The organism is Bradyrhizobium sp. 2S1 (genome assembly GCF_011516625.5).
Taxonomy (GTDB): Bacteria; Pseudomonadota; Alphaproteobacteria; order Rhizobiales; family Xanthobacteraceae; genus Bradyrhizobium; species Bradyrhizobium septentrionale.
The window spans coordinates 1,640,843-1,664,076 of the sequence record NZ_CP147717.1 but is presented as its reverse complement, the minus strand read 5'-3'; the positions used below and the strand labels follow the sequence as shown (position 1 = coordinate 1,664,076).

The window sequence follows — 23,234 nt, the reverse complement described above, 5'->3', positions numbered from 1 at the left end:
GAATGGACCGGCAGCGGCATAGCCGCGAGATGAGGACCGCGCGATTCAATATATTGGCGATCGGTTCGCGACGATCTCCTACTCGCCTCGTTGCCGAAGAGCGCTCGTACTGGAGCGATCTGGAGGAGCGAGTGGTTGGCCTCGTGTTCCGCGACAAAGTAGATAATGACTATGGTTGGGGTCTGCTTGCTCGCGACCGGGTCGGCCGGTTTCGTTGGGTCGACGGCGATGTCAGCTTAAAAAGCGAACACTATGCGACCAACGGATTGAGAGATCGTATTGCTCGGGTCGCCGAGCAGGGCAATTACGACATGCTCGGTGATCAGGGCGATGAGACCAATTACCCGACGAATCTTCTAGAATTGCCGGCCGGTACAGATCCTCAAAAGCTGCATTCCTCGTTCAAAATTTTGCTCGATACGCCCGGACGCGCTCCATCCCGAGCAGTTCTTAGGGAAATCGGGCCATGGCTCGCGCTGAGCGACCCTCATTTCGTTCGAGAATTCCAGTTTACGCAATTCGACCAGCGCCTTTGGGAGCTCTACCTGTGGGCGGCACTACGCGAACTAGTACCCAGAATCAGAGCTGAGTGATACGGCGGCCTTTGAAACGGCGTTGACGGACCTTTTTCTTGGTCCAGACGAAGGGCTCGGCTCTGTCGTTGTATGCGTTGACGTAGGCATCGATGTGCTCCTGAAGCTGCGTGAGGCTTGTGAAGGAGGTGCCGCTGAGCGACTGCCCCTGCAAGATCGAAAACCATACCTCGACCTGATTGAGCCAAGACGCACTTGTCGGCGTGAAATGAAATTGCACGTTGGGGTGGGCCTTGAGCCAATGCTCGTTCTTCTTGTGGGTGTTGAGGTTGTCGAGGATGACGTGAAGCTTCCGGTTCGGAAAAGCCGCGGTGACGCTGTTCATGAAGTCGAGAAACTCGACGCGGCGTCGGCGTTTTGAATGCGCCGCGATGATCTTTCCGGTGGCGACTTCGAGCGCCGCAAACAATGTTGTGGTGCCATGCCGCTTGTAATCGTGGCTCTGGCCGGTCAAGGCGCGGCCATTGGGCAACTTCAGATAACCCTGCGCTCGCTCCAAAGCCTGGATCGAGGGCTTCTCGTCCACGCACAGCACAATGGCCTTCGCGGGCGGGGCGACATAGAGGCCGACAACATCGGCGGCTTTGGCCGTAAAGTTCGGGTCGTTGCTCTCACACCAGGACTTACGAGCCGCGAGGTCAATCTTGTGGCTGCGCAGGAACCGCCAGACATATTGGACGTCAACATCGCCCAGCGCCCCGGCCAGCAGGGGCCCGGTCCAGCGTGCGAACCCGTCCGGCGGCGGCTTGTCCAGCAGCTTCAGAATCCGCTTGTCGGTGGCCTTCGTATAGATTGGCTGCTTGCCCGGTCGCGGCTTGTCTTGCAGCCCTTCAAGGCCTTGGTCGGCATAGCGATGCCGCCAAAGGCTGACAATCCGCGGCTGGACCCCAACTTCCTTGGCGATCGACCGAGTGCTGCGTCCATCCGCCGCCAACAGAACTATCCGCGCCCGCTTCAAATCGCGCTGCAACGTCACCGGGGAGCGGCAACACGCCTCAAGCACCTTGCGATCTTTCCTCGAAAGGTGGACTTCTCTTGCTTCGGGTATCATCCCGACCTTGAATCACGACTCACGCTTTAAGAACAGTAGGTACTAGGATTTGATATCGAGCAACCAGAGGCTCCAGATTTTCTTTGTCGAGCGCCAGGCACCGAATTTACCGTAGAAGCTACAACGGTTGCTGTCTCAACGGCGGGACCACTTGCTGAGCACCCAAACCCTCAAACGCGCGAGGAAATGCAGGAGTTTTTGGCACACTACATGCCGATCAAATTCGGATCGGTCCTCACAAGCAAATTGAACAAGAATAATAAAGACGGCGAAAGTTACTGGGAGCGCGGACCTGCAGCTAACAAGCCGTTTATCTTGGCGGTGGCCGATTTTCACAAGCCTGGTAAGTTGGATGAACCTGGATCGATGACTTACACGCAGTCTGCTCTGTGGCCTTACCTATACGGACACCGCGTCGAATGGGAACTCGTTGATGGCGAATTAAAGATCAGTGCAATAAGAAATCGCGAACACGTCTATCGCGAAAAGGTCGTTCCGTCGGGCTTCTTCGATTTGCCAGGCGCTGAAAACATTTCAGCAGTTCTCTTCTCGAATGCTGGCACCTTGGCGAAATTTGATCGCATGGGCGTAGCGGCAGGCTTTGGTGATCCGGATCATCGCTACTTTCGGGTTGGGTTTCGCTACAATCACGAACCCAACTCTGTTGCTCCCAAGATATTCAGCGCAGATGTTAGCACAGAGGGCTACGAAGAATTTTGGTCCGACGAGCTTCAGCTGTTTCACAACCCAAATGCTAAACGCCCGCTCTCTCCCGCACAGTTTGGGATTACGCAACACTTCTTCGAAGACGGGGAGGCCCGTTCAATTACACCTGAGAACACGGTACTTGCCTCTCAAACGCTGATCGTGGGGTCGATCGAGAAAGATAGAGATGGTCCCTCAGCGTCGTAACCGCTCTGTGGCGAGAAACCACCACTCTTAGATGGCCACACTAGACTCGACGCCCCCCACGTCGCCGACCGATCAAGCAGTGATCTGCAAGCGCGAACGCTAAATCGATCCGAACCAGACTTTGAAGGACTGCCATTCTGCAAACGTCGCGTATTTCCTCGCGTCAAAGTTCGTTGGCCTGTGTGTTGCAACGTCGAATCTGACTTCGTCGAAGTAGGAAATTTCTGAACCCGATGGGGAAACTTCCCTCACCCAAATTATTTCGGGCAGAGACGGAAGGTTGTCTTTTTGCCTCCGGACGCCCCCGAACTGCGGCTTGCAGCGATGCTCGACGAATACCGTCAATCATCGGCGGGCGGTACCCGCGCGCGCTTTCTGTTCGCAAATCTGCAACAGCGGCTTTTCTCCTCGATTGCTGCCTTCCACCGGACGTTGACCACCCATCGGAAGAGTCTGGTGAAGAAAAGCGAGGACTGCGATCCAGGGCCGGCCGAGGCCGAGGCGGAACTGCTCGACGACAACGACGCTATCGAGGTCGCGACCCATCAGGCCAAGGGTGAACTCGGCGATCTGAAAGCCGCGATCGCCAATGTGGATCGGATGCTTGCGATCAGCGCCGTCGGGCGCGATTTGCCCGATGGGCGTGTCGAGGCGATCCTTGACTGGATCGAGAACGAGATGTTGGACGCTGACTACGCTTGGAGAGACCGGCGGCTCATTCTGTTCACCGAGTGGGAAGACACGCGCCGCTGGCTCGTCGAGCGCATCAAGGAAGGCTTGCTTCAGCGCAGCATTGGCCGTGTCGAGCTGGACGGCCGAATCCTTAACTTCACTGGACAGACCAGCCTGGAAGAGCGCGACCGGATCAAAATCGCTTTCAATGCGCCCTTCGAGCAGGAGCCCGTCCGCGTCCTCGTCTGCACCGATGCCGCGCGAGAAGGCCTCAACCTGCAGGCGCGCTGCCACGATCTGATTCACGTTGACCTGCCTTGGAATCCCTCTCGCCTTGAGCAGCGCAATGGCCGTATCGACCGCAAGCTTCAGCCCTCGAAGATCGTCACATGCCGTTATTTCTTCTATGATCAGCGCGAGGAGGACCGCGTTCTGGACGCCCTCGTTCGCAAGACCGAGGTGATCCGAAAGCAACTCGGTGCCTCCGGCGAAGTGCTGCGTTTACAGATGGAGAGCACTCTTTCCCGCGAAGGAATCCGGCGCGGCGAAACCGAACGGTTGGCTGACAGCATTACCCAGGCAACATCAGGACGCGTGAGCATCGCCGAACGAGAGCTGGGCGATGAAACCGAAAAGCGCGTGGCGCGGCTGAAGGAGGAGCAGGAGCGCCTTCAAAGGGCGCTCGATACGGCGAAGCGGCGCGTCGGAGTCCAGGGGATAGACATCCGCCATGTTGTCGAGATCGCCCTGCGGGACGACGGTGCAGCGCTGCAGCCGGGACGCTTCAGTGTACCAGAAGCCGTGCTGCTCGATCCGGAGACGCCGAGCTTCCTCAAAGACCCGAGCTGGGCCGCATTATTCGACGAACTGCGGCCGGGGCGGCCAGCAAGTCCGAAAGAGCGGGCACGATGGCGGCGTGAAACGCCCGTGCGCGGCCTTGTCTTCGAGCCACCAAAGGTTCGCGAGGGTGAGCCTGAACCCCAGGATGTCGTCCAGCTCAGAGCTGGCTCCGCAAATTCGGACAGTAGCTTGAGTGGATTTTCTGCCTGACAGCGGCGAGGATTCTTGCCGCGAATCAGGAGCGAAGATGACGAAGAAGAGCCGCCGGATGCATTCTCCGGCATTCAAGGCGAAGGTTGCTTTGGCTGCGGTCAAAGGCGACAAGACGCTGGCGGAGCTGGCGCAACTGTTTGATGTTCATCCGAACCAGATCACGATCTGGAAAAACCAGCTCCTGGAAGGCGCCGCCGGCGTGTTTGGGCATGACAAGGCGTCGGCCGAGACGCCGGTCGATTTGAAGGCGTTACATGCCAAGATCGGCGAGCTGGCGTTGGAAAACGATTTTTTGTCCGGCGCGCTCACCAAGGCGGGCCTGCTGAGCGCAAAGCGATGATCGACCGCGGTCATGATCTTTCTATCGTGCGCCAGGCGAAGGTCCTGAAGCTGGCTCGCAGCACGGTCTACTATGAACCTCGGCCAGTTTCGGCCGAGGACCTTGCCTTGATGCGTCGGCTCGATGAGTTGCATCTCGATTATCCCTTCGCGGGAGCGCGTATGCAGCGATCGTTGCTGCGGCGGGAGGGCGTATACGCCGGTCGCCGCCACATTGCGACGCTGATGAAGCGCATGGGGATCGAGGCGGTCTATCGTCGCCCGAACACGAGTAAGCCGGCACCGGGTCACAAGATCTACCCGTACCTGTTGCGCGGATTGAAGATCGAGCGGCCCGACCAGGCGTGGGCAATGGACATCACCTACATTCCGATGCGGCGTGGCTTCGTCTATCTCGCGGCGGTCGTCGATGTGTTCAGCCGACGGGTCCTGGCCCATCGCGTCTCGATCACAATGGAGGCGGCCTTCTGCGTCGAAGCGGTCCAGGAGGCGTTGGCGAAGCACGGCAGGCCCGAGATTTTCAACACGGACCAGGGCAGCCAGTTCACCAGCCTCGAGTTCACCGATGTGCTGCTGGACGCGAAGATCGCCATCAGCATGGACGGCAAGGGCGCCTGGCGCGACAACGTGTTTGTCGAGCGGCTCTGGCGCACGGTCAAATACGAAGAAGTTTATCTCCGCGCCTACGACAGCGTGTCCGAGGCGCGAGCGTCAATTGCCAAGTATCTGGCCTTCTACAATCAGGGACGCCCTCACTCGAGCCTTGACGGGCGCACGCCCGACGAGGCTTACTTCGGCACGCAAGCTATGGTGATGGCCGCATGACCGTCGCCGACGATTTTGTCGTCGCTCTGGTCGGGCTACGCCCTCCCGACGCAACGACAAAATCGTAAGGCCCCGCGTTCAGCATAACCCGGCAGGAATCCACTTAAATCCCGCGGGGCGCTGTCCAAACAACCGGCGCCAGCTCTCTCCATCTTGAGCACCGTCTTGTCAAGCGACTGTTGTCACGGTTTCTAAGCCAGGGATTTCGGGCCACCGTCGGTCGGATCACGGCAATTGTAAGTTCGGGCGCGCAGCCGCGCGTCGTCCTGCTCGGGCGGCTCTGCCTATTCGGCCCAGGAGCGCGTCGTCTTCACGAGGAGATCATCCCAATTACCGCCGCGTGGCGTGACACGCGCCGGGAGGATGGCCCGTTGACACCGTTTGCCGAAGCTGGCGAGGCGACCACAATCCAACAACTGGACGGCGCGTTGCGTGATGGCATTTCGCCGGGTGCGGGCGTTCTTGAGCGTCTGGCTCTAACCCTGGAGCGCGATATTGCCGACCTGCGTCCGCATATCGAAGCCCGCGCGGAAGCTTCCGAGCAGGGCGCGACGGCCGATCTCATGGAGAATGGTCGGCGTGAGGCCGAGGCAATGGCGGCGTTGCTGCAGCGGCAGATCGACAAGGTTCGCGACGCAATGCGCAGCAAGCAGCCGCCGGAGGCCTCCGAGCAGCTGGATTTCTTCGGCCCGACCGAGGACGAGATCCGCCAGCAAAACGAACGGGAAATGCGCCAGTTCGAGGCGGATCGGCGCTCGTGGGACGGTAAGTTGCTACGACTCCAGCAGGAACTTGACAGCGAACCCGAGAAGGTGCGGCGCGGCTACGAGGTCCAGGCGCGCCGGCTAGAGCCCATCGGTCTCGTCTATCTCTGGCCCGCGACGAACTGAGCAGAAACATGACCTATCATTCGCGTCAGGACGAAACGTCGGAATGGCTGAACTATCTCCAGCCCGAGGGGCTGGTCGTGGGTCCAAATGTGCTGCGCGAGAGGGGCGTCACGCCTATCCGCCAGACGCCGCTCGACACGGAAGCCGCGGCGCGGGCACTGCGTCTTGATCCCGAGGCGACGCCAGAACACGATCGGTTGCTCGAACTGCACGATGCCTGGACATTCTTTGAACAGGTCCTTGGTTGGCCGGCGAAACTCGTTGCCGGCAGCTCCGGCGGACCGACGGTCGATTCAGCGCTCAACGTCACTGTCCCGGAGCACGAGTCGCTGCTCGCGCCTGACCTGGTGCTGCTGTGGAACGGGGAGGCGCCCGAGGGCATCCCGGCACAGGCCCTGGTGATGCTGCATCCGAGCCTCGATGCTGAGGGTCGCAACCAGTTTGCTTCGGGTGAATGGGAGGCGAGTCCGCACCAGCGGCTGGAGCGGTTGCTGCGCGAAACCAATATCGGTGTCGGCATCCTCGTCGCGCGCACCACATTGCGGCTCATCTACGCGCCGCGCGGCGAAACGGCCGGCTGGCTCTCATGGCCGCTCGCGGCTCTCGGCAGGCCCGATGGTCGACCAATGCTGGCCGGTCTCAAGCTGTGTCTCGGCCGCAACGCGTTCTTTACCGGCGCTCCGGAGACGCGGCTGCGCAATCTGCTGGAGGCCTCGCGCGAGGCACAGAATGCCGTGTCGGAGAAGCTCTCGGGGCAGGTGCTTGGCGCGCTCTATGAGCTGCTGCGTGGCCTGCACCGCGCCGCGCCTGCACAGATCGAGGCCGTCGCCGAACGCGATCCGCATCATCTCTATGAGGGCTTACTTACACTCCTGATGCGGCTTGTGTTCCTGCTTTATGCCGAAGATCGTGATTTGCTGCCGTCCTCGACCGATCCGCATCTGAAACAGCTTTGGGAGAGCGGATATTCGATCAAGACGCTCTACGCACGGCTATTGGTGGATGAGGCGCTAAACCCCGATACGATGGATGAGCGCCGCGGCGGCTGGGGCCAGTTGCTCGCCGTGTTCCGGCTGATCCATCGGGGGCATCCCGATTGGGTGACCGGGCGCGGCGGGAAATTGTTCAATCCCGACGGTTTCGCGTTTCTGGAAGGCCGCGAGAAGGGCAGCGGGTTCGCGGACGCACGAGTGCTTCCCGTTTCGGACGGAACAATCCTGCGCATCCTGCATGGACTAATGACCATCGAGGGCCGCGGCCTTTCCGGGGAGAAGATCCGCGAGCGGCTGTCGTACCGCTCGCTCGATGTTGAATCGATCGGTTCGGTCTACGAGACCGTCATGGGCTTCACGACTTGGCGCGCGACCGAGTGCATGATCGCGCTACGCGACGAGAAGAAGCTGCCGAACTTCATCGGGCTCGACGCGGTGCTGGACCAGAAGCCGAACGATCGTCAGAAATGGCTGAAAGGGCACGGTATCAAGCTTACGGCCAAACAGGCCAAGGGCGTCAAGGACGCGTGCGATATTGCCGAGCTGATCGAGGCTTTCGGGTCCTTGGTCGACGAGCGAGCCTCACCCAAGGCGACCCAGATCGGTCCTGGCGCACCCTATCTGCAGCCGACCGAGGAGCGCCGCCGTTCTGGATCTCACTATACACCGAGGTCGCTGACCGAGCCGATCGTGCGCCATGCGCTGGAACCGGCCTTCGCGCGACTCGGCTCCGATGCGTCGCCGGAGGCGGTGCTGTCCCTGAAGGTGGTCGATCCTGCCTGCGGCTCCGGTGCGTTCCTGGTTGAAGCCTGCCGCCAGATCGGCGCGCGGTTGGAGCAGGCCTGGAACATGTACGGGGCAGAAAAGCCCAAGATCCCGCCCGACGAAGATGAAGCGCTGCACGCGCGGCGCCTGGTGGCGCAGAAATGTCTCTATGGAGTCGACCGCAATCCAATGGCGGTCGATCTCGCGCGGCTCTCGCTCTGGCTTGCGACGCTTGCCCGAGATCATGAATTCACCTTCCTCGATCACGCGCTGAAGGCAGGCGACAGCCTCGTCGGGTTGACGCGCGCGCAAATCCAGGCCGCGCACTGGGATCCGTCCAAGCCAGGCTTGCCGCTGTTCAAGGGGGCCATCGAGAAGGCCGTGGGCCTTGCGCTCGAAGGGCGCGAGGCGATTCGCAATGCCGATGATGATGTGCTGATCGCAGCGCAAGCGGCGCGCTATTCCCGGGTCGTGGATGCCGGCGAACCGGCGCGCATCGTTGGGATGCGGTGATTGCGGCACACTTCTCGGCTGACAAGTCCAAAGGTCGCGAAAAAGAGCGTCAGACTGTCGAAAGCTGGGTCGCATCTCAACCCGTAAAGTGGGATCTGCTACGCGCAAAGGGAGATCCGTGCTGGGCGGAAACGGGATGGCGACCGTTCCACTGGGAAATCGAATTCCCCGAAGTCTTCGTTCGTGAGAATCCAGGCTTTGACGCCATAGTCGGAAATCCGCCATTCGCCGGCAAGAACACCATCTCGGCCGCGTCCGGACCGCACTATTTGCCCTGGTTGCAGACTCTGCTGTCATTCGGCCTGCAATATTGACCCCCTAAGCCGGGGGATCGGCGTCCAAAATTGACCCCCTACAGATTGATCTGTTGCGCTGCCTGCTTTGGAACGAAGCAGGTGGTGGGGGATGCTGATCGTGGAGACAATTGCCCGGATCCGGCGCGAGCACTTCATCAAGGGCAAGACGATCAAGGAGATCGCCCGTGACCTGAAGGTGTCGCGGAACACGGTCCGGAAGGTGCTGAGGTCGGGAGAGACCTCCTTCGAGTACGAGCGGCAGGTGCAGCCGCGGCCAAAGCTGGGACGATGGGCAGTAGAGCTTGACGGATTGCTGGCGGCGAACGCGGCCAAATCGGCTCGTGAACAGCTGACGTTGATCCGGATCTTCGAAGAGCTGCGCGGCCGCGGCTACGACGGCGGTTACGATGCCGTGCGGCGTTACGCCAGGCGGTGGAGCAAAGAACGCGGGCAATCGACCGCGGCGGCTTATGTCCCGCTGAGCTTTGCCCCAGGCGAAGCCTACCAGTTCGACTGGAGCCACGAGGTGGTCTTGCTGAGCGGGACCACGGTGATGGTGAAGGCCGCCCATGTCCGGCTCTGTCACAGCCGCATGCTGTTCGTGCGGGCCTATCCGCGGGAGACGCAGGAGATGGTGTTCGACGCCCACGACCGGGCGTTCGCTCTGTTCAAAGGCACCTGCACCCGCGGCATCTACGACAACATGAAGACCGCCGTAGAGACGATCTTCGTCGGTAAAGGGCGTCTCTACAATCGCCGCTTCCTGCAGATGTGCAGCCACTATCTGGTCGATCCGGTCGCCTGCACGCCGGCGTCGGGCTGGGAGAAGGGGCAGGTCGAGAACCAGGTCGGGCTGGTCCGGGAGCGCTTCTTCACGCCGCGGCTGCGGTTCAAAAACCTCGACGAGTTAAACGCCTGGCTGCTCGACAAATGCATCGCCTACGCCAAGGCTCATCGCCACCCGGAGCTGGTCGATCAGACGATCTGGGAAGTGTTCGAAGCCGAGCGTCCCAAGCTCGTTCCCTATGCCGGCCGCTTCGACGGCTTCCATGCGGTGACGGCATCGGTCTCGAAGACCTGCCTGGTGCGCTTCGACAACAACAAGTACTCGGTCGCAGCCAGCGCAGTCGGACGGCCGGTCGAAGTCCAGGCTTATGCCGACCGCATCGTGATCCGTCAGGATGGACGCATCGTTGCCGAGCACCCGCGATCCTTTGGCCGCGGCGAGACGACCTATGATCCCTGGCACTATGTGCCGGTGCTGGCTCGCAAACCCGGTGCCTTGCGCAACGGCGCTCCCTTCAAAGACTGGGTGCTGCCGGCCGCGATCGAGCGGATCCGGCGCAAGCTTGCCAGCACCGACGATGGCAATCGGCAGATGGTCGACATCCTCACCGCGGTGCTGACTGACGGTCTGTCCGCGGTGGAAGCGGCCTGTGCCGAAGCGCTCGGTCATGGCGTCCATTCCGCCGATGTCGTGCTCAACATCCTGGCCCGTCAACGTGAACCCGCCCCACCGGCCAACATCATGACGCCGGCCGCACTGACGCTCCGTCATGCACCGATCGCCGATTGTGCCCGCTACGACAACCTCCGGAGGACCATCTGATGGAACGAACCCAAATCTTCGACCTCATGGGCGAGCTCAAGCTCTACGGCATGAAGGCTGCCTTCGACGAGATCATGGCAACTGCCGTCAAGCGCCAGCACGAACCTCAGCGCATTGTCGGCGACCTGCTTAACGCCGAGATCAACGAGAAGCAGGCCCGCTCGATCAAATACCAGCTGACCATTGCCAAGCTGCCGCTTGCCAAGGACATCGCCGACTTCCAGTTCGACGGCACGCCGATCAATCAGACTCTCGTCAATGATCTCGCCAGCGGCGGCTTCATCGCCCAGCAACGCAATGTCGTGCTGGTTGGCGGCACCGGCACAGGCAAGACCCACCTGGCCATTGCCATCGCCAGAAGCTGCATCCGATCCGGTGCCCGCGGCCGCTTCTTCAACGTAGTCGACCTCGTCAATCGCCTCGAGACCGAGACCCGCAACGGACGGCAAGGACGGCTCGCCGAGCATCTGACCCGGATGGACTTCATCGTGCTGGATGAACTCGGCTATTTGCCCTTCGCCCAGTCCGGTGGCCAGCTCCTCTTCCACCTCGTCAGCCGGCTCTATGAGCGCGCCTCCGTCATCGTGACGACCAATCTCGCCTTCGGCGAATGGCCGAGCGTGTTCGGCGACGCCAAAATGACCACAGCGCTGCTCGACCGATTGACCCATCACTGCGACATTGTCGAGACCGGCAACGATAGCTGGCGGTTCAAGAGCCGAGACGACGATCACGCCACCCGCGCTCGTCTCGCCTCCGCTATCCCGGCCAGCTCCGACGAGACGAGCGCTACCAGCAAAGCCCGCCGCACGAAGGGGTCAAAATTGGACGCCGATGAGGGGCGCATTGCCTCATCGAAAATGTTACCGAACAATTCCGCTGATGACTGGGGCGGCGTTACCGAATCAGGTCGGTGGCGCCAATGGCGAGCGGGATCAGCATGGGCGCAAGGCGCGAGGTGTTGGCCGTGGTGGCGAGGCGCTACCGTGCGGCTGGACGAGTTGAGAAGGGACGGATCCTTGACGAGTTGACAGCAACGACGGGTTGGCACCGCAAGCACGCGGTGCGAGCACTGTCGGTTGCCGGAAGGGACAGGCCCAGACCACCACTGGACGAAGGGGCAACGAGCCCAACCGAACCAGCGACAAGTCGGCGACGCAAATACGCCAGCGTGCGCGACGCGCTGATCGCGCTGTGGGAAGCCTCCGATCGCGTCTGCGGTAAGCGCCTCGTATCGATGATCCCAGTGCTGTTGCCCGCACTCGAGCGGCATGGCCGGCTGAAGCCAACGAGCGCAGAGCGTGCGCTGCTGACAACTCTGAGCGCGGCGACGATCGATCGGATGTTGATCGACGTTAAAATTGCGGCTGCTGGGGGGCGCCGGCGGCGAGTCGGATTCTACTCGGCGATTCGACGCGAGGTGCCGATCCGCACTTTCAATGACTGGGCAAACCCGCCGCCAGGCTTTTGCGAGATCGACATGGTCGCGCACGGTGGGACCAGCGTCGCCGGCTCGTTTATCCAGACTTTGACCATGGTGGACATCGCAACAGGATGGACGGAATGCCTGCCCCTGGTGACACGCGATGGCAGCCTCGTCGTGGAAGCGATGACGCGAGCACAGGGCCTGTTCCCGTGGGTGATCTGTGGCGCCGACTTCGATAACGACAGCGCGTTCATGAACGACGTCGTCGTTCCATGGTGCCGAGCACAGAAGATCGAGGTAACGCGGTCACGTGCCTACAAAAAGAACGATCAGGCTTTCGTGGAGCAGAAGAACGGTGCGGTGGTCCGGCGGCTCGTCGGATACGGGCGCTTCGACGGGGTCGAGACGGCCCGCGTGATGGCACGTCTCTACGCGGCGGCGCGCCTGCTGGTGAACTTCTTCCAGCCGTCATTCAAGCTCAAAGAGAAGCGCCGCGAGGGTGCCAAGATCATCAAACGCTATCATCCGCCTGCCACACCATACGAACGTGCACTGGGGCACCCGAAACTCCCATCAGCGGTCAAGCGCCGTCTGCGCCAGACGTATCGGACTCTCGATCCCATACAATTGCTTGCCACGATCCGCACGGCGCAGGAAGAGCTCGGCGAACGGATCGGCAAGCGCGGTCTTGCGAAGGTTCCCACCGTATCGCCGGCTGATCCGCTCTCGTTTGCCCGATCGCTCGGCACGGCGGCAAACACCGCCGAAGTGCGGGCCACGCACCGCCGGCCGAAACGGCGATACAAAAAGCGTATTCGCATGCCCTCGAAGCTCGATCCCCATCTCGCGATCATCGAGAACTGGCTCGCCGTCGAGCCACAGCTCACTGCACTGGCCATCGTGGGCAGGCTCGCCACGATCGATCCTTCGATGTTCAGCGACAAGCAGCATTCGATCGTTCAGCGCCTGCTTCGGTCCCTCCGGCGGAAGGTGGCGGAGACAGCCATCGTATCCATGCCCGTGGATGAAATACGGCCCGAGGCTGTGGACGGCGCTGCGTGTGATGAGCACTCCGCCCCGCCCACAGCCTCTCCACCGAGCTGGCCGCGGCTCGAGACCGGTCTGGGGCAGTTCGTAGACCTTCATCCCGGGTAACATTACTTCCTGAGGCAATACGAGGGGTCAAATTTGCAGGCCGATTGACAGACTCTGCACCAGGGGGCGCACGGCAACTCCGATCTGGTGGCACATTTTTTCCGCCGCGCCTTTGCACTCTTGCGCGAGGGCGGCGCGTTCGGGCTTATCGCTACGAACACAATCGGCCAAGGCGATACCCGAGAAACTGGGCTCGCAACGATTCTTCGAAACGGGGGACGCATCTTCCGAACAACGAAGCGCTATCAGTGGCCGAACGAAGGGGCGGCGGTAGTAGTATCGATTGTCCACGCGTCAAAGAGTATGTCGGGAACCTCGGCGATACTTAATGGTCGTCAGGTAACCAGGATCTCTGCCTACCTCGTTTCCGGCGACCTCGACGACGCGCCGGAGCGCCTCGCCGCTAATGCCAAAAAGGCATTTATCGGCTCCTACGTACTTGGTGCAGGCTTTACCTTCGACGATGGTGCTGCCGCTAAAGCCGAGTGTGAAAACCTCAAGACGATGCGTATGCTGATTACCAAAGAGCCGCGTAACGCTGATCGTATCTTTCCGTACATTGGCGGCGAAGAAGTCAATACCTCACCAACACATGCGCATAATCGCTACGTGATAAGTCTCTCAGACCTACCATTACGGCGTGATAATTCGTCAACCTCGTGGTTTATGGACGAGGGCACGGTCGCATGCAATCAGCGCCGCCAGGAATGCCTACAAAACGGGATTGTGCCGGCCGATTATCCAGATGAAGTCGCAGCGGACTGGCCAGACTTGCTGGCGGTCGTGGAACGTTGGGTTAAACCCCAACGAATTGCGCTTCCTTCGACTAACCCGTCCTATTCGTGAGAGTGCGTTTTTTTGGTCCGATTGATGTGGCCGCACATCTGCTCTGACGAGGCGCGCGGGATTGCCTTCGGCTTTTCACCGCCTGACGACCGGTACTTTGCAACGCGCTTGAGGTGTAGGTTGGGCGAACGGGGGGCGGACGCCCCGCCGGTCAAGGACCGAGCGGCAGCAGCGCGCCTGGCAAGCCGCGGATCAGGTCGGCTTCGGGACATGCCGCGGCAAACGCAAGGCGAATGCGGCTCGTGGTCTCGACGACACGGGCAGCGAGTTTCAAGAGACGAAGACGCAGCGTCGCGAACTCGGCTGTGGCCAATTCCCGGGCTTTGGGAATCGCGTCGCGCACGGTCAGCATCAGCCAATAAGCGGCGGTGTGGAGAACGAGGCGGACTTGATTGGCGAGCGCCGAACGGCAGCTGGTGCGATCGGAGGCGAGCTGTGTCTTATGCAGCTTGATCAGATTCTCGGCTTGGCCGCGCGCGCAATACAGGCTGTCGTAGATCCACTCGGCCGAACCGACATCGAGGCTGGTGACGACGAAACGGATGTCGAGGCCGAGCATCGTCGCCTCAATACGGGCGACGGTACGCCGTTCGCGATCCCAGGACTTGGCCTTGTGGCGCGTCTCGGTATAGCCGCGCAGAACCGGCAGGTTCTCGATGGCGCGTCGCGTGCGGATGTCGTCGGCGGCCTCGTCGACTTTTCTGGCGAGCGGCTTGGTGCCGGACAGACCGAAGATGTAGTCGATGCCGTTGGTCTCGCACCACGCCATTGCCTCCGGCCGGGCATAGTGCCCGTCGCCACGGAACGTAATTCGCGTGTTGTGCCACCGCGTCCGGATATGCCGTATCAGGCGGCGCAGGTGGGCACGCACCTCGACGCCGCCCGGCGTCTTGCCGGGCCGCAGCACGACCGCCACGGGCCGGCTCTTCTCCGTGTCGTAGACGTGGATCGGCAGGAAGCAGCGTTCGTCATAATGAGCGTTGAACAGCGAGAGCTGCTGATGGCCGTGGACGACATCGCAGGTATCATCGATGTCGAGCGTGACGGATGCCGGCTCGCGCGGGTAGCTATCCATCCATGCGTCGACCAAAGTGTAGGTCAGTCGGATCACGTCGCGCAGGCGCGGAGCATTCTCCAGCCGCGACAGCGTCGGTTGGGAACACAGATCGCGACCCGTGTCCGGCAGCCGTCCGCAGGCCAGCTTGAATGCGGGATCGGACCGCAGATGATCGAGGTCGTCGGCGTCCTCGTAGCCGCAACAGATCGCGAACATGCGCGCGCGGAACATATCGACAAGGCTGTGCACGACCCGCGTCGGATCGCGCCGATCCGGGAACACCCGGGCCAAATTGTCGGCCAAGCCGAGACGCCGCTCGGCCATCGCCAGAAGCATCACGCCCCCGTTCGAGGTCAGCCGACCGCCATCGAAGGCAGCTGTGACTTTCTTGGCGTGAACGGCTGGAAACGAGAAGGGCAGAATCGTATCGTCGGTCATGGCGGGCGTGGCGTTCGCGGTTGAGGTGATGGGGTTGGCTTCGCAACCGAATCCTACGCCGCATCAGCGCTTTACACCACGCTCGCCAGCCTCTCAGGCGCACTCTGACGAATAAGACGGGCTAATGCATGGAACAGGACGGTGAGTAAATATTGGTGGCGTTGGGGTGCATATAGAAAGGAATTGAATCGTGCACTTGTTGGGCTGAAACGTTACATATTTGTGCCTAACCTCTCGCCTCATCTGCTGGCGGCATTTATTACGGCCGATGTGGTGACTGGCGCACCCCACAACGTCGTCGCCTTTCCCACAATGGGACCTTTCGCCGTCCTCCAATCCCGCATACACGAAATCTGGGCACGCTTCTTCTCGTCAACCTTGGAGGATAGGCTGCGCTATGCGCCCTCCGACTGCTTCGAGACCTTCCCCTTTCCAGCTGGCTACGAAAGCGACGCTGCCCTCGAAGCCGCCGCCCAGACCTACTACGACCACCGGGCTGCGCTGATGGTAGCGGCGAACGAAGGCATGACCAAGACCTACAACCGTTTTCACGATCCGGAAGAACGCGGCGCCGTCATTGAAACCTTGCGCGATCTGCACGGCGAAATGGATCGCGCCGTGCTCCACGCCTATGGCTGGGACGATCTCGCCGCTGAACTGCGTCCCGAATTTCTGACCGAAGAATCCGAGAACGACCACACTTATCAGAACCGTTACTTCTGGCCGGCAGAGGCGCGCGACCGCGTTCTCGCCCGGCTGCTCGCCCTCAATGCCGATTGTCATGCTGCGGAGGTCGCCGAGGGACGCGCACCCGCCGGTCAGGCGCAGGCTAGGGATCCTGAGAATGAGGACAGCGAGCCGCAGCTAGGCCTCAGTTGAATTGGCAGAATTGCTATACTGCTAATTGCGTCTGGCTGGCTGGCTGGATGGTAGAAGACGTCAGGTGGGGAGCTCTTGATGACAGATGCCGTACTTTCGGGACAGTCAGGCGTGGCGCTTGCGGACAGGCTCGCTGATTTGCCGAAGCCGACAACGCCGGTAGAGGTCCGCGAACGCCTGCTCGATCTCTTGCGCCGTGATCTCGTCGGCCCGCATCCCGATTTCGACCCGGATCTGGCGCGAGAAGTCCTGACGGGTGTCGCCCCCTCGACGTGGTACCTAACCGGGTTTCTCGGTCCCCGCCGCAAGACCGGTGCCGCCCGCAGCTTCGCTGCAGCAAGCGGTAATGATGTCGCAGAAGAGCAGGCGGCAGAGGATATGCTCGAAGCTCAGCGTGCTGCCGAAAACCTGTCAGAGGTTACGCCCGGCCGAGGCGACGCGCCGGACGAGGGCAATCCCGAGTCTCCTCCTATGCGCTCGTTTCAACCGTCCTCCCTCGGACTCACCGTGTTGCTGCCGCGGGATGCACGGGAACTGCGGGCGAGGGTAACGTGGGGAGATTATGTGACTGAGCCCAAGCTCGACGACGCCGTTTTCCTGGAAGCGGCACGCGAGGATGCGGAAAAGCGCGGCGAAGTCCCCAAGACACCTCCGAGGCAAACTCTGGACTGGCGGCGTATTCCCCGTGAGGAAATGTTGCCCATCACGATCCGCTCAAGTGACGCGCCTCAACGCATTGTCGTTCTTAACAGTGCGTCTCCCATGGCCCCTGGAGGTGGACTTGAGCTTGTTGTTTCCGCTCGTCCGATCGACACCGCCGGGATCGATGGGGTGAAGCGCGAATTGTTGGCCGTGACGGTGTTCTTGGTCAACTCTCGACTAATGACCATGCGCTTCCGCGACGTCGTGTTCTGCTTCCAAGCGCGTCTGCAACTGGATTTTGCGGCTGGTTTCGAGCGACGAGACGATCGAGCGTCGTATGAGGCGCCAGATTTTGACGAACGATTGGCCGATCTGCACTATAGCGAGGTTTGCTCCTACGCTGTGGGGCACAACACCTCCGGCGATTGGGTTGAGCCTGACGCCGAGCGTCGCGTGACCACTGTCTTCACTAATCCGCTGCCCATGCAAGAGGTGGAAAAGCTCGGAGCAGATATCGATGTTCCCGGAGTTGAGCGAGGCATGGCAGCGCTCGCTGAGGCGGTCCAGGACATCTCAAAGCTCGATGCGGCGTTGGGGACGCTGCCTCGCGCCTACGAGGCCTGGGCGAAGACACAGGCCCAGCTCATACCGGGGATCGATGGCCTAAAGCGTCGCGAGATCGCAGACAAGTGCGTGAAAGACATCGAGATAGCGAGCAAGCGCATCGAATCGGGGCTGGCACGACTCGCTTCCGACCCCGTCAGCCGAGAGGCGTTCGGCATCATGAATCGGGTGATGGAGCGCGCCAATCGCCAGCGCAGCTCTTCGATCAACAAGAAGCCTCCGGATCAACAGGCTGCGCCAACCTGGCGTCTGTTCCAGCTCGCGTTCGTCCTGCTCAATCTTGATGGTCTAATCGATCCGGTTCATTCTGATCGGCCAATTGTGGATTTGCTGTTTTTCCCTACCGGCGGTGGCAAGACCGAGGCTTATTTAGGTCTGGCGGCGCTGGCGATCGCGCGCCGTCGGTTGAACAATCCAGGTCTCGAAGGCGCAGGCCTCTCGGTCGTCATGCGCTACACTCTGCGTCTGCTGACGCTCGACCAGCTCCAGCGCGCGGCGGGTCTCGTCTGTGCCCTCGAACTTGAGCGCAAGGAGAAGAAGCGCCTCGGCGAATGGCCGATCGAAATTGGGCTGTGGGTCGGTGGCGCTGCAACGCCCAACAACCTCGGTAGCTCTAAGAACAGGAAGGAAAACACGGCCGTCTACTGGCTTGAGCAGTACAAAAAGGGTCGTGGCCCTGCGCCTGCGCCCTTGAAAAGCTGCCCGTGGTGCGGAAACGAGCTGAAGAAGGAAGCATTCACGCTGCATCCGACGGCGGCCAACCCGCAGCGACTCGATCTCCGCTGTTACGAGGTAGATTGCGCCTTCTCCAGCGACAACCGCCTCCCGATCGTCGTAGTCGATGAGGAAATCTATCGGCGTCTGCCAGCCTTCATGATCGCTACCGTCGACAAGTTTGCCAACGTGCCATGGGAAGGCCGCACCGGAGCGTTCTTCGGTCACGTCAAACGAAGCGATGCAACAGGGTTCTATGGTGCGGCTGAGCCAAGCGGCGGGAACCAGCTGAAATCCGAACTGCGCCCCATCGACCTCATCATTCAGGACGAACTGCATCTCATCTCGGGTCCGCTCGGCACGGTGGCCGGTCTTTATGAGACTGCTTTCGACCTGCTGGCGTCCCGGAAGATCAACGGGGAGTGGCGCAGTCCCAAAATCGTGGCGTCAACGGCGACGGTTCGGAGGGCGGAGGTTCAGATCCGAAATCTGTTCGGTCGCGTGCAGACAGCGATCTTTCCTCCCCCTGGCGTCAGCCGTGACGATTCTTTCTTTGCCAAGGTCGACCGCGAAACACCCTCGCGTCTCTACTTCGGTGTGGCTTCACCGGGTCGCGGACCAAAGCTGGTTTTCTTGCGTGCGGTCCAAACCCTGTTGTCGGGCGCGGCAAAACTCTCCAGTGGCGGCAAGGACGACCCGGCCGACCCCTATCTGACGGCGCTCTGCTATTTCAATGCGCTGCGCGAACTAGGCGGCGCGCGAAGGATTGTCGATGACGAGGTGAGGGCTCATCTGACGAACTACGGCCGAAGCCGTACACGCGGCGAGCCGACAGGCGCGCCATTCGCCGACCGCGTCTTGCGCGAGATCCAGGAATTGACCTCTCGCTACTCGACCGATCAAGTGTCGGAGGCGCGAACACGACTAGGACTAGCTGCGACTGACAAGAATGCGGTCGATGTTGCCATGGCCACAAACATGATCTCCGTCGGCCTTGATATCGGTCGGCTCGGGCTGATGGTGGTTCAGGGGCAGCCCAAGACTGCAGCCGAATACATTCAGGCGACGTCCCGCGTCGGCCGCGAGACCAAAAAGCCAGGTTTGGTAGTCACGCTGCTAAATATTCACAAGCCCCGCGACCGAACGCACTACGAGCAGTTCCGCTCCTTTCATCAGAGTTTCTATCGAGCAGTCGAGGCAACGAGCGTCACGCCTTTTGCGCCACGGGCGCTCGACCGCGCACTTGCCGCGACGCTCGTGGCGGCCCAGAGGCATGTCGATCCGAATTTGACTCCCAACAAGGAGGCAGACGAGGTCGCAAACTATCCAACTGCGTATCAACGTGTGAAATCAGCAATCGTGGCCAAGATGCAAGCGGCCCGACAGGACAGCGCCTCCATTCAACGCTGCCTCGCGCGTCTTGACGAGTTGGAGGCCGCTTGGATCAGAATCGCGGATAAGCAGACGAGCAATGGAGAAGATTTCGCCTATGCCAACGAACAGGCAGTTCGACGGCTCCTTCAGGACCCGTTCGACCAGCAGCCGAACATGGATCCCGAGCGCGATTGGTTCATCGCCGGCCGCTCAATGCGGGATACTGAGCCCGTTTCGCTCCTGAAGCTTAGGCGGCCTGACGGAAGCGCGTTTTGATAACGGAGTAGGAATGGCCGACATCACTCAGAACTTCAGCCAGCTGTTGCTGACCTATGGGCCCGGCGCCATGATGGACCTGCCGGAAAATGCCGTGCTGGTGGCGGGCCTGCAGGACTGGGACTATAAAGGATCCAGCTGGAAGCCGGTGGAGGAGGAGCGCCTGGTCGCGCTGCTGAAGCAGCAGCTTGGGGCGAAGTTGAGTCCCAGTTTTTCAGGCTTACGACATCCACCGATGTTCGACGAAGAGCGTCGGGACGCCAATGCGCCAGGCGTTGCTGTACGTCTGTTTCCAAGCTGGTTTCTGGTTAACGAGGCGCCTTCGAACGTCCCTGCGGTAGCGTCGGCCGCTGCAAGTCCAGCGAATGAAAAGCGCCGGCGTATGATCGAGTTCTCGGAACTCGACGTGACCGGCGGCGGAAAGCTTTCTTACACCGGGACGGGGAGCAAAGTCGGTGTGAACCCAATCCGATTCGTGGGCGCCTGCACCAAAGGACATCTTCAGGATATTCAGTGGCGCTATCTGACCCATCGCGGAAGAGATCAATCCTGCCGCAAGCCGCTGTACTGGGTCGAGCGCGGCGTTAGCTCGGATCCATCGGATATTTCGGTCCAATGCACCTGTGGTGCGACGATCAGCATGGCCGACCTCTACAAGCCCCAATTTTTGGGTAAGTGCCAATGTCACAGCCCTTGGCTGACTCCGCGACGGGATGCGAACGAGGCTTGCTCTGACGACCTTCGTCTGCTGCCGAGGTCGGCTACGAACACCTACTTCCCGCAGACCGTGACGGTCATTTCGCTTACTAAAGCGAATGACAAGCTCCGTCAGACCATCATGGAGAACAAGACGACAATCGATAGTATTCGCGCCTTGCCAAACTTTCTCGACGTTCTCCGGGCAATTCCCCAGATGAAGGATGCGTTCACAGAGTTTTTAAACGAGGAGATCCTGGCGGCACTGAATGATGGACAAGGGGACGGAGTAAATCCGAATGAGGACCCACGAATAGCGGAGTTTGACATGATGGCGACCGGCGCGCCCGTGATCGGCACCGATGGCGCGGGGTCCTTCTTCTACGCCGACACCTTGCCGCTTGGCGCTAAGGAGCTTCAACCGCCCTGGGATCAGTTCCTAGAGAACATCGTTAGGGTTCACCGATTGCGTGAGGTTACATGTCTTTATGGCTTCACGCGCCTAGAGCCGCCTCCAACCTCTGGCGAAGACGAACTTGATGAAATCCAGCTGGCCGTTAACGGCGCAGATCTCGCCAGAAACGTTGAATGGTTGCCTGCCATCGAGCAATTCGGTGAAGGTATTTTTCTTCACGTTGCGCCGAAATTCCTAAAGCAATGGCTGGAGAGCAGAGAGAATCGATCCGGGAGATATGCGACTCAAGGCCGGACTTATTCTGACGTATTCGGTAGGCTGTTCGTGATGTTCTGATAATCGCCCCATTTGACCTCTTCGGACTGGGCAACAACGGCGACGAGAAGCTTGTCTTTGTCGTCGAGCGCGTACCACGTTTCAGCGCTAGGCCGCAGAACATCCGCGTACTGGAGCGGCGCCCAATCCTTGCATTTTGTCCTGTAAAACTGGGTCGAGATCGCAGGCCGTAGATTCCAAAGCGACAATTCAGCCGACAACGTGCCCTGCTGTTTCAGCTGCTCGACTACGTCTTGTAACCTAAGTTCGCCATCGATGCGCTCTTCAGCAAGTCGCCGAATAAGTTGGTCCCAGTCAGCTCCCTCCGCGTAGAGTCCGGCCAACTTATTTTCGGCCTGGGGGTCGGCGATATTGGTGATAACGGTCGCCTGCCCGACGTCGATCGGACCTTTGCGCGTGAAGCGGCCGATAAACTGGAGCGTGATGGCCAGCGACTTGTGCGTGTCGTGCAGCGCCGCAACCTTCAGCTGGGGGAAATCGAAACCTTCGCCCAGCATGTCGACGCAGATGACGACCCGAGACCCACTGTTTTTTCGTTCTTTCAGAGCGGTCAGGGCCGCTCGATTTTGACTATCCAGACGGTCTGAGTAGACTTTCACTGGCGCGAACTCCGGCGCCAGCCTTTGGTAGAGGTCTGCGAGTACGTCTGCACGCGCCTGCGTTTCCGTGCGGGCAAGGAGGATATGGTCGAGCTTCTCGTCGTTTAAGTCGTGGCGAAGGGCTTCAACTGCGGCGCGGGCAACAGCCTCGTCCCGCGCCTTTTGATCGCCGTACTCCTCAACCGTCTTCAGGTTGATAGGCTTGTAGTATCCGGCGCGTTGCGCATCCCCCAATTTGTAATTGAAGATGATCTTGCCGTCGACGCGCTGTAGGTCACGCCGAAACGGGGTGGCGGTAAACTGAATCACTTTTTTCTTGATGAAGCGGTCTCGAACCGATCGCCACGTTTTGGCGGTTATATGATGTGCCTCGTCGACGAAGAGGTGCGAACAGCCGGCCGCTAGTGTAGCGATCGCCTCGGGATCGGAGGCGTCCAGCGAGTTTGGAAGCGCGATAAAGACGTTCGCTTGCTTGAGCAACGCCGCGGCCTCGGAAACGGTCCGAATGCCGCCGGCAAAAACTGCGACGCGCGGTCCTGGAAGCTCGATGGGAACCGTCTGCGCAGTCGGCAGGTGGCCCAGTGCGACGAATTTCTCTTCAATCTGATCGCGCAGCGGGACGCCCGAGACGAGAACGAGCGTCCGGACCGGACGTAAATAGACCTGTGCGGCGAGCATTGTCTCCGTCTTCCCGGTGCCGGTTGGCAGCACGACCGTAGCCGGTTCGAAGCTGTCGCCAACAGCAAAGTGTGCCGCTATCGCATGCAGTGCGCCGATCTGCGGGAGGCGCAAGCCGGGATCGCCGTTCTCGCTTTGAAGGCGAAAACTGAACTGATTTTCCCAGGTCTTGAGCAGCTTTTCGGGCGTGTTCGCACGCTCGACGAGCGGCGTGACCTCGTCCCAATGGAGTGTTAATGTGGATGGCAGATTGGCGGGATCAAGGGCCACACCCGCGGTAACAACGGGAAGGTCCGTTGTTCGGCGCTTCGCCCCTTTTCTTCGAAGGTAGATCTGATCGTAGGGCGGTTTTAGGTCGGTCTTGATGAGAGCATGACCGGGAATTTCAGAGGCAAAGATTCGAGCGCGGGTTGTCGCACCGCGAAACACGATCTGTCGGACCGCATTGCGGCCGATCCTTAACCGAAATTCGGGCAAAGGCGGTAGCGTGAGCGTGCCAATCCAATCCTCAAACAAGCCCATCACTCCCCCCGGCGTGACGGCAGCTCAGCTGCACGTTTGTTATAGCT

The 23,234-nt window shown here is 60.5% G+C and carries 15 protein-coding genes and 2 pseudogenes; 14 read left to right on the top strand and 3 right to left on the bottom strand.

What is annotated here, in order from left to right:
- The first annotated feature begins 2 nt into the window (after positions 1–2).
- Positions 3–593 carry a hypothetical protein gene (locus HAP54_RS07995; RefSeq protein ID WP_166299325.1) on the top strand — a complete coding sequence of 197 codons (591 nt, stop codon included), beginning with the start codon at positions 3–5 and terminating at the stop codon, positions 591–593.
- Here the strand turns inward: HAP54_RS07995 and HAP54_RS07990 are convergent.
- Entirely contained in the window at positions 580–1,644 is a 1,065-nt protein-coding gene (locus HAP54_RS07990; RefSeq protein WP_166204319.1) for an IS630 family transposase, read from the bottom strand. The genes HAP54_RS07995 and HAP54_RS07990 overlap by 14 nt on opposite strands.
- 210 nt (positions 1,645–1,854) lie before the next feature.
- Here HAP54_RS07990 and HAP54_RS07985 point away from each other — a divergent pair, with 210 nt between their 5' ends.
- The 10 genes and pseudogenes from HAP54_RS07985 to HAP54_RS07940 all read left to right on the top strand — a co-directional run bounded on the left by HAP54_RS07985 (position 1,855) and on the right by HAP54_RS07940 (position 13,937).
- On the top strand, positions 1,855–2,556 hold the full coding sequence (locus tag HAP54_RS07985) for a hypothetical protein (protein ID WP_339156833.1): 702 nt from the start codon (positions 1,855–1,857) through the stop codon (positions 2,554–2,556).
- Positions 2,557–2,880: 324 nt separating this feature from the next.
- Positions 2,881–4,278, top strand: a complete 1,398-nt coding sequence (locus HAP54_RS07980) for a helicase-related protein (protein WP_166299324.1) — start codon at positions 2,881–2,883, stop codon at positions 4,276–4,278.
- A gap of 37 nt (positions 4,279–4,315) precedes the next feature.
- Positions 4,316–5,445 (top strand): IS3-like element ISRj2 family transposase gene (locus tag HAP54_RS07975; RefSeq protein WP_166204126.1). Its coding sequence is split into 2 segments (ribosomal slippage): positions 4,316–4,568 and positions 4,568–5,445, totalling 1,131 coding nucleotides; the frame shifts between segments, so codons are not numbered across the junction.
- A 371-nt stretch (positions 5,446–5,816) separates the two neighbouring features.
- Positions 5,817–6,335, top strand: a complete 519-nt coding sequence (locus HAP54_RS07970; protein ID WP_166299323.1) for a hypothetical protein — start codon at positions 5,817–5,819, stop codon at positions 6,333–6,335.
- A gap of 89 nt (positions 6,336–6,424) precedes the next feature.
- Positions 6,425–8,605 (top strand): DNA methyltransferase, encoded by a 2,181-nt coding sequence (locus tag HAP54_RS07965; RefSeq protein WP_339156832.1) that lies wholly within the window; start codon positions 6,425–6,427, stop codon positions 8,603–8,605.
- The gene (locus tag HAP54_RS07960; protein ID WP_166299321.1) at positions 8,602–8,919 is read left to right on the top strand and encodes an Eco57I restriction-modification methylase domain-containing protein; all 318 of its coding nucleotides are present in this window, start codon (positions 8,602–8,604) and stop codon (positions 8,917–8,919) included. Before HAP54_RS07965 ends, HAP54_RS07960 begins: the two co-directional genes overlap by 4 nt.
- Positions 8,920–9,010: 91 nt before the next feature.
- Positions 9,011–10,501: pseudogene (istA, locus tag HAP54_RS07955) on the top strand (IS21 family transposase); the annotation flags it as partial.
- Positions 10,502–10,509: 8 nt separating this feature from the next.
- Positions 10,510–11,352 (top strand): annotated as a pseudogene (gene istB, locus HAP54_RS07950) (IS21-like element helper ATPase IstB); the annotation flags it as partial.
- Between the two features lie 329 nt (positions 11,353–11,681).
- A complete protein-coding gene (locus HAP54_RS07945) occupies positions 11,682–13,091 on the top strand; it encodes an integrase catalytic domain-containing protein (RefSeq protein ID WP_166293515.1) in 1,410 nt (469 codons plus the stop codon).
- 87 nt (positions 13,092–13,178) lie between these two features.
- Positions 13,179–13,937, top strand: coding sequence for a hypothetical protein (locus HAP54_RS07940; RefSeq protein WP_166299320.1), 759 nt, complete (start codon positions 13,179–13,181; stop codon positions 13,935–13,937).
- Between the two features lie 151 nt (positions 13,938–14,088).
- Here the strand turns inward: HAP54_RS07940 and HAP54_RS07935 are convergent, their stop codons facing one another.
- Entirely contained in the window at positions 14,089–15,432 is a 1,344-nt protein-coding gene (locus HAP54_RS07935; RefSeq protein WP_166297949.1) for an IS1380-like element ISBdi2 family transposase, read from the bottom strand.
- Between the two features lie 141 nt (positions 15,433–15,573).
- On the opposite strand from HAP54_RS07935, the gene HAP54_RS07930 reads away from it, so the two are divergent.
- The 3 genes from HAP54_RS07930 (at position 15,574) to drmB (ending at position 21,388) form a co-directional block, all read left to right on the top strand.
- Complete coding sequence (locus HAP54_RS07930) at positions 15,574–16,311, top strand: type IIL restriction-modification enzyme MmeI (protein ID WP_166299319.1); 738 nt, start codon at positions 15,574–15,576, stop codon at positions 16,309–16,311.
- A 78-nt stretch (positions 16,312–16,389) separates the two neighbouring features.
- Complete coding sequence (gene drmA / locus HAP54_RS07925; protein WP_210297548.1) at positions 16,390–19,941, top strand: DISARM system helicase DrmA; 3,552 nt, start codon at positions 16,390–16,392, stop codon at positions 19,939–19,941.
- Between the two features lie 13 nt (positions 19,942–19,954).
- On the top strand, positions 19,955–21,388 hold the full coding sequence (drmB, locus tag HAP54_RS07920; protein WP_166299318.1) for a DrmB family protein: 1,434 nt from the start codon (positions 19,955–19,957) through the stop codon (positions 21,386–21,388).
- Here the strand turns inward: drmB and HAP54_RS07915 are convergent.
- A complete protein-coding gene (locus HAP54_RS07915; protein ID WP_224741338.1) occupies positions 21,349–23,187 on the bottom strand; it encodes a DEAD/DEAH box helicase in 1,839 nt (612 codons plus the stop codon). The genes drmB and HAP54_RS07915 overlap by 40 nt on opposite strands.
- Positions 23,188–23,234 lie beyond the last annotated feature (47 nt).

Coding starts and splice junctions, on each gene's coding strand:
- HAP54_RS07995 (WP_166299325.1), top strand. CDS start 3: ATGGACCGGCAGCGGCATAGCCGCGAGATGAGGACCGCGCGATTCAAT.
- HAP54_RS07990 (WP_166204319.1), bottom strand. CDS start 1,644: ATGATACCCGAAGCAAGAGAAGTCCACCTTTCGAGGAAAGATCGCAAG.
- HAP54_RS07985 (WP_339156833.1), top strand. CDS start 1,855: ATGCCGATCAAATTCGGATCGGTCCTCACAAGCAAATTGAACAAGAAT.
- HAP54_RS07980 (WP_166299324.1), top strand. CDS start 2,881: ATGCTCGACGAATACCGTCAATCATCGGCGGGCGGTACCCGCGCGCGC.
- HAP54_RS07935 (WP_166297949.1), bottom strand. CDS start 15,432: ATGACCGACGATACGATTCTGCCCTTCTCGTTTCCAGCCGTTCACGCC.
- drmA (WP_210297548.1), top strand. CDS start 16,390: ATGACAGATGCCGTACTTTCGGGACAGTCAGGCGTGGCGCTTGCGGAC.
- drmB (WP_166299318.1), top strand. CDS start 19,955: ATGGCCGACATCACTCAGAACTTCAGCCAGCTGTTGCTGACCTATGGG.
- HAP54_RS07915 (WP_224741338.1), bottom strand. CDS start 23,187: ATGGGCTTGTTTGAGGATTGGATTGGCACGCTCACGCTACCGCCTTTG.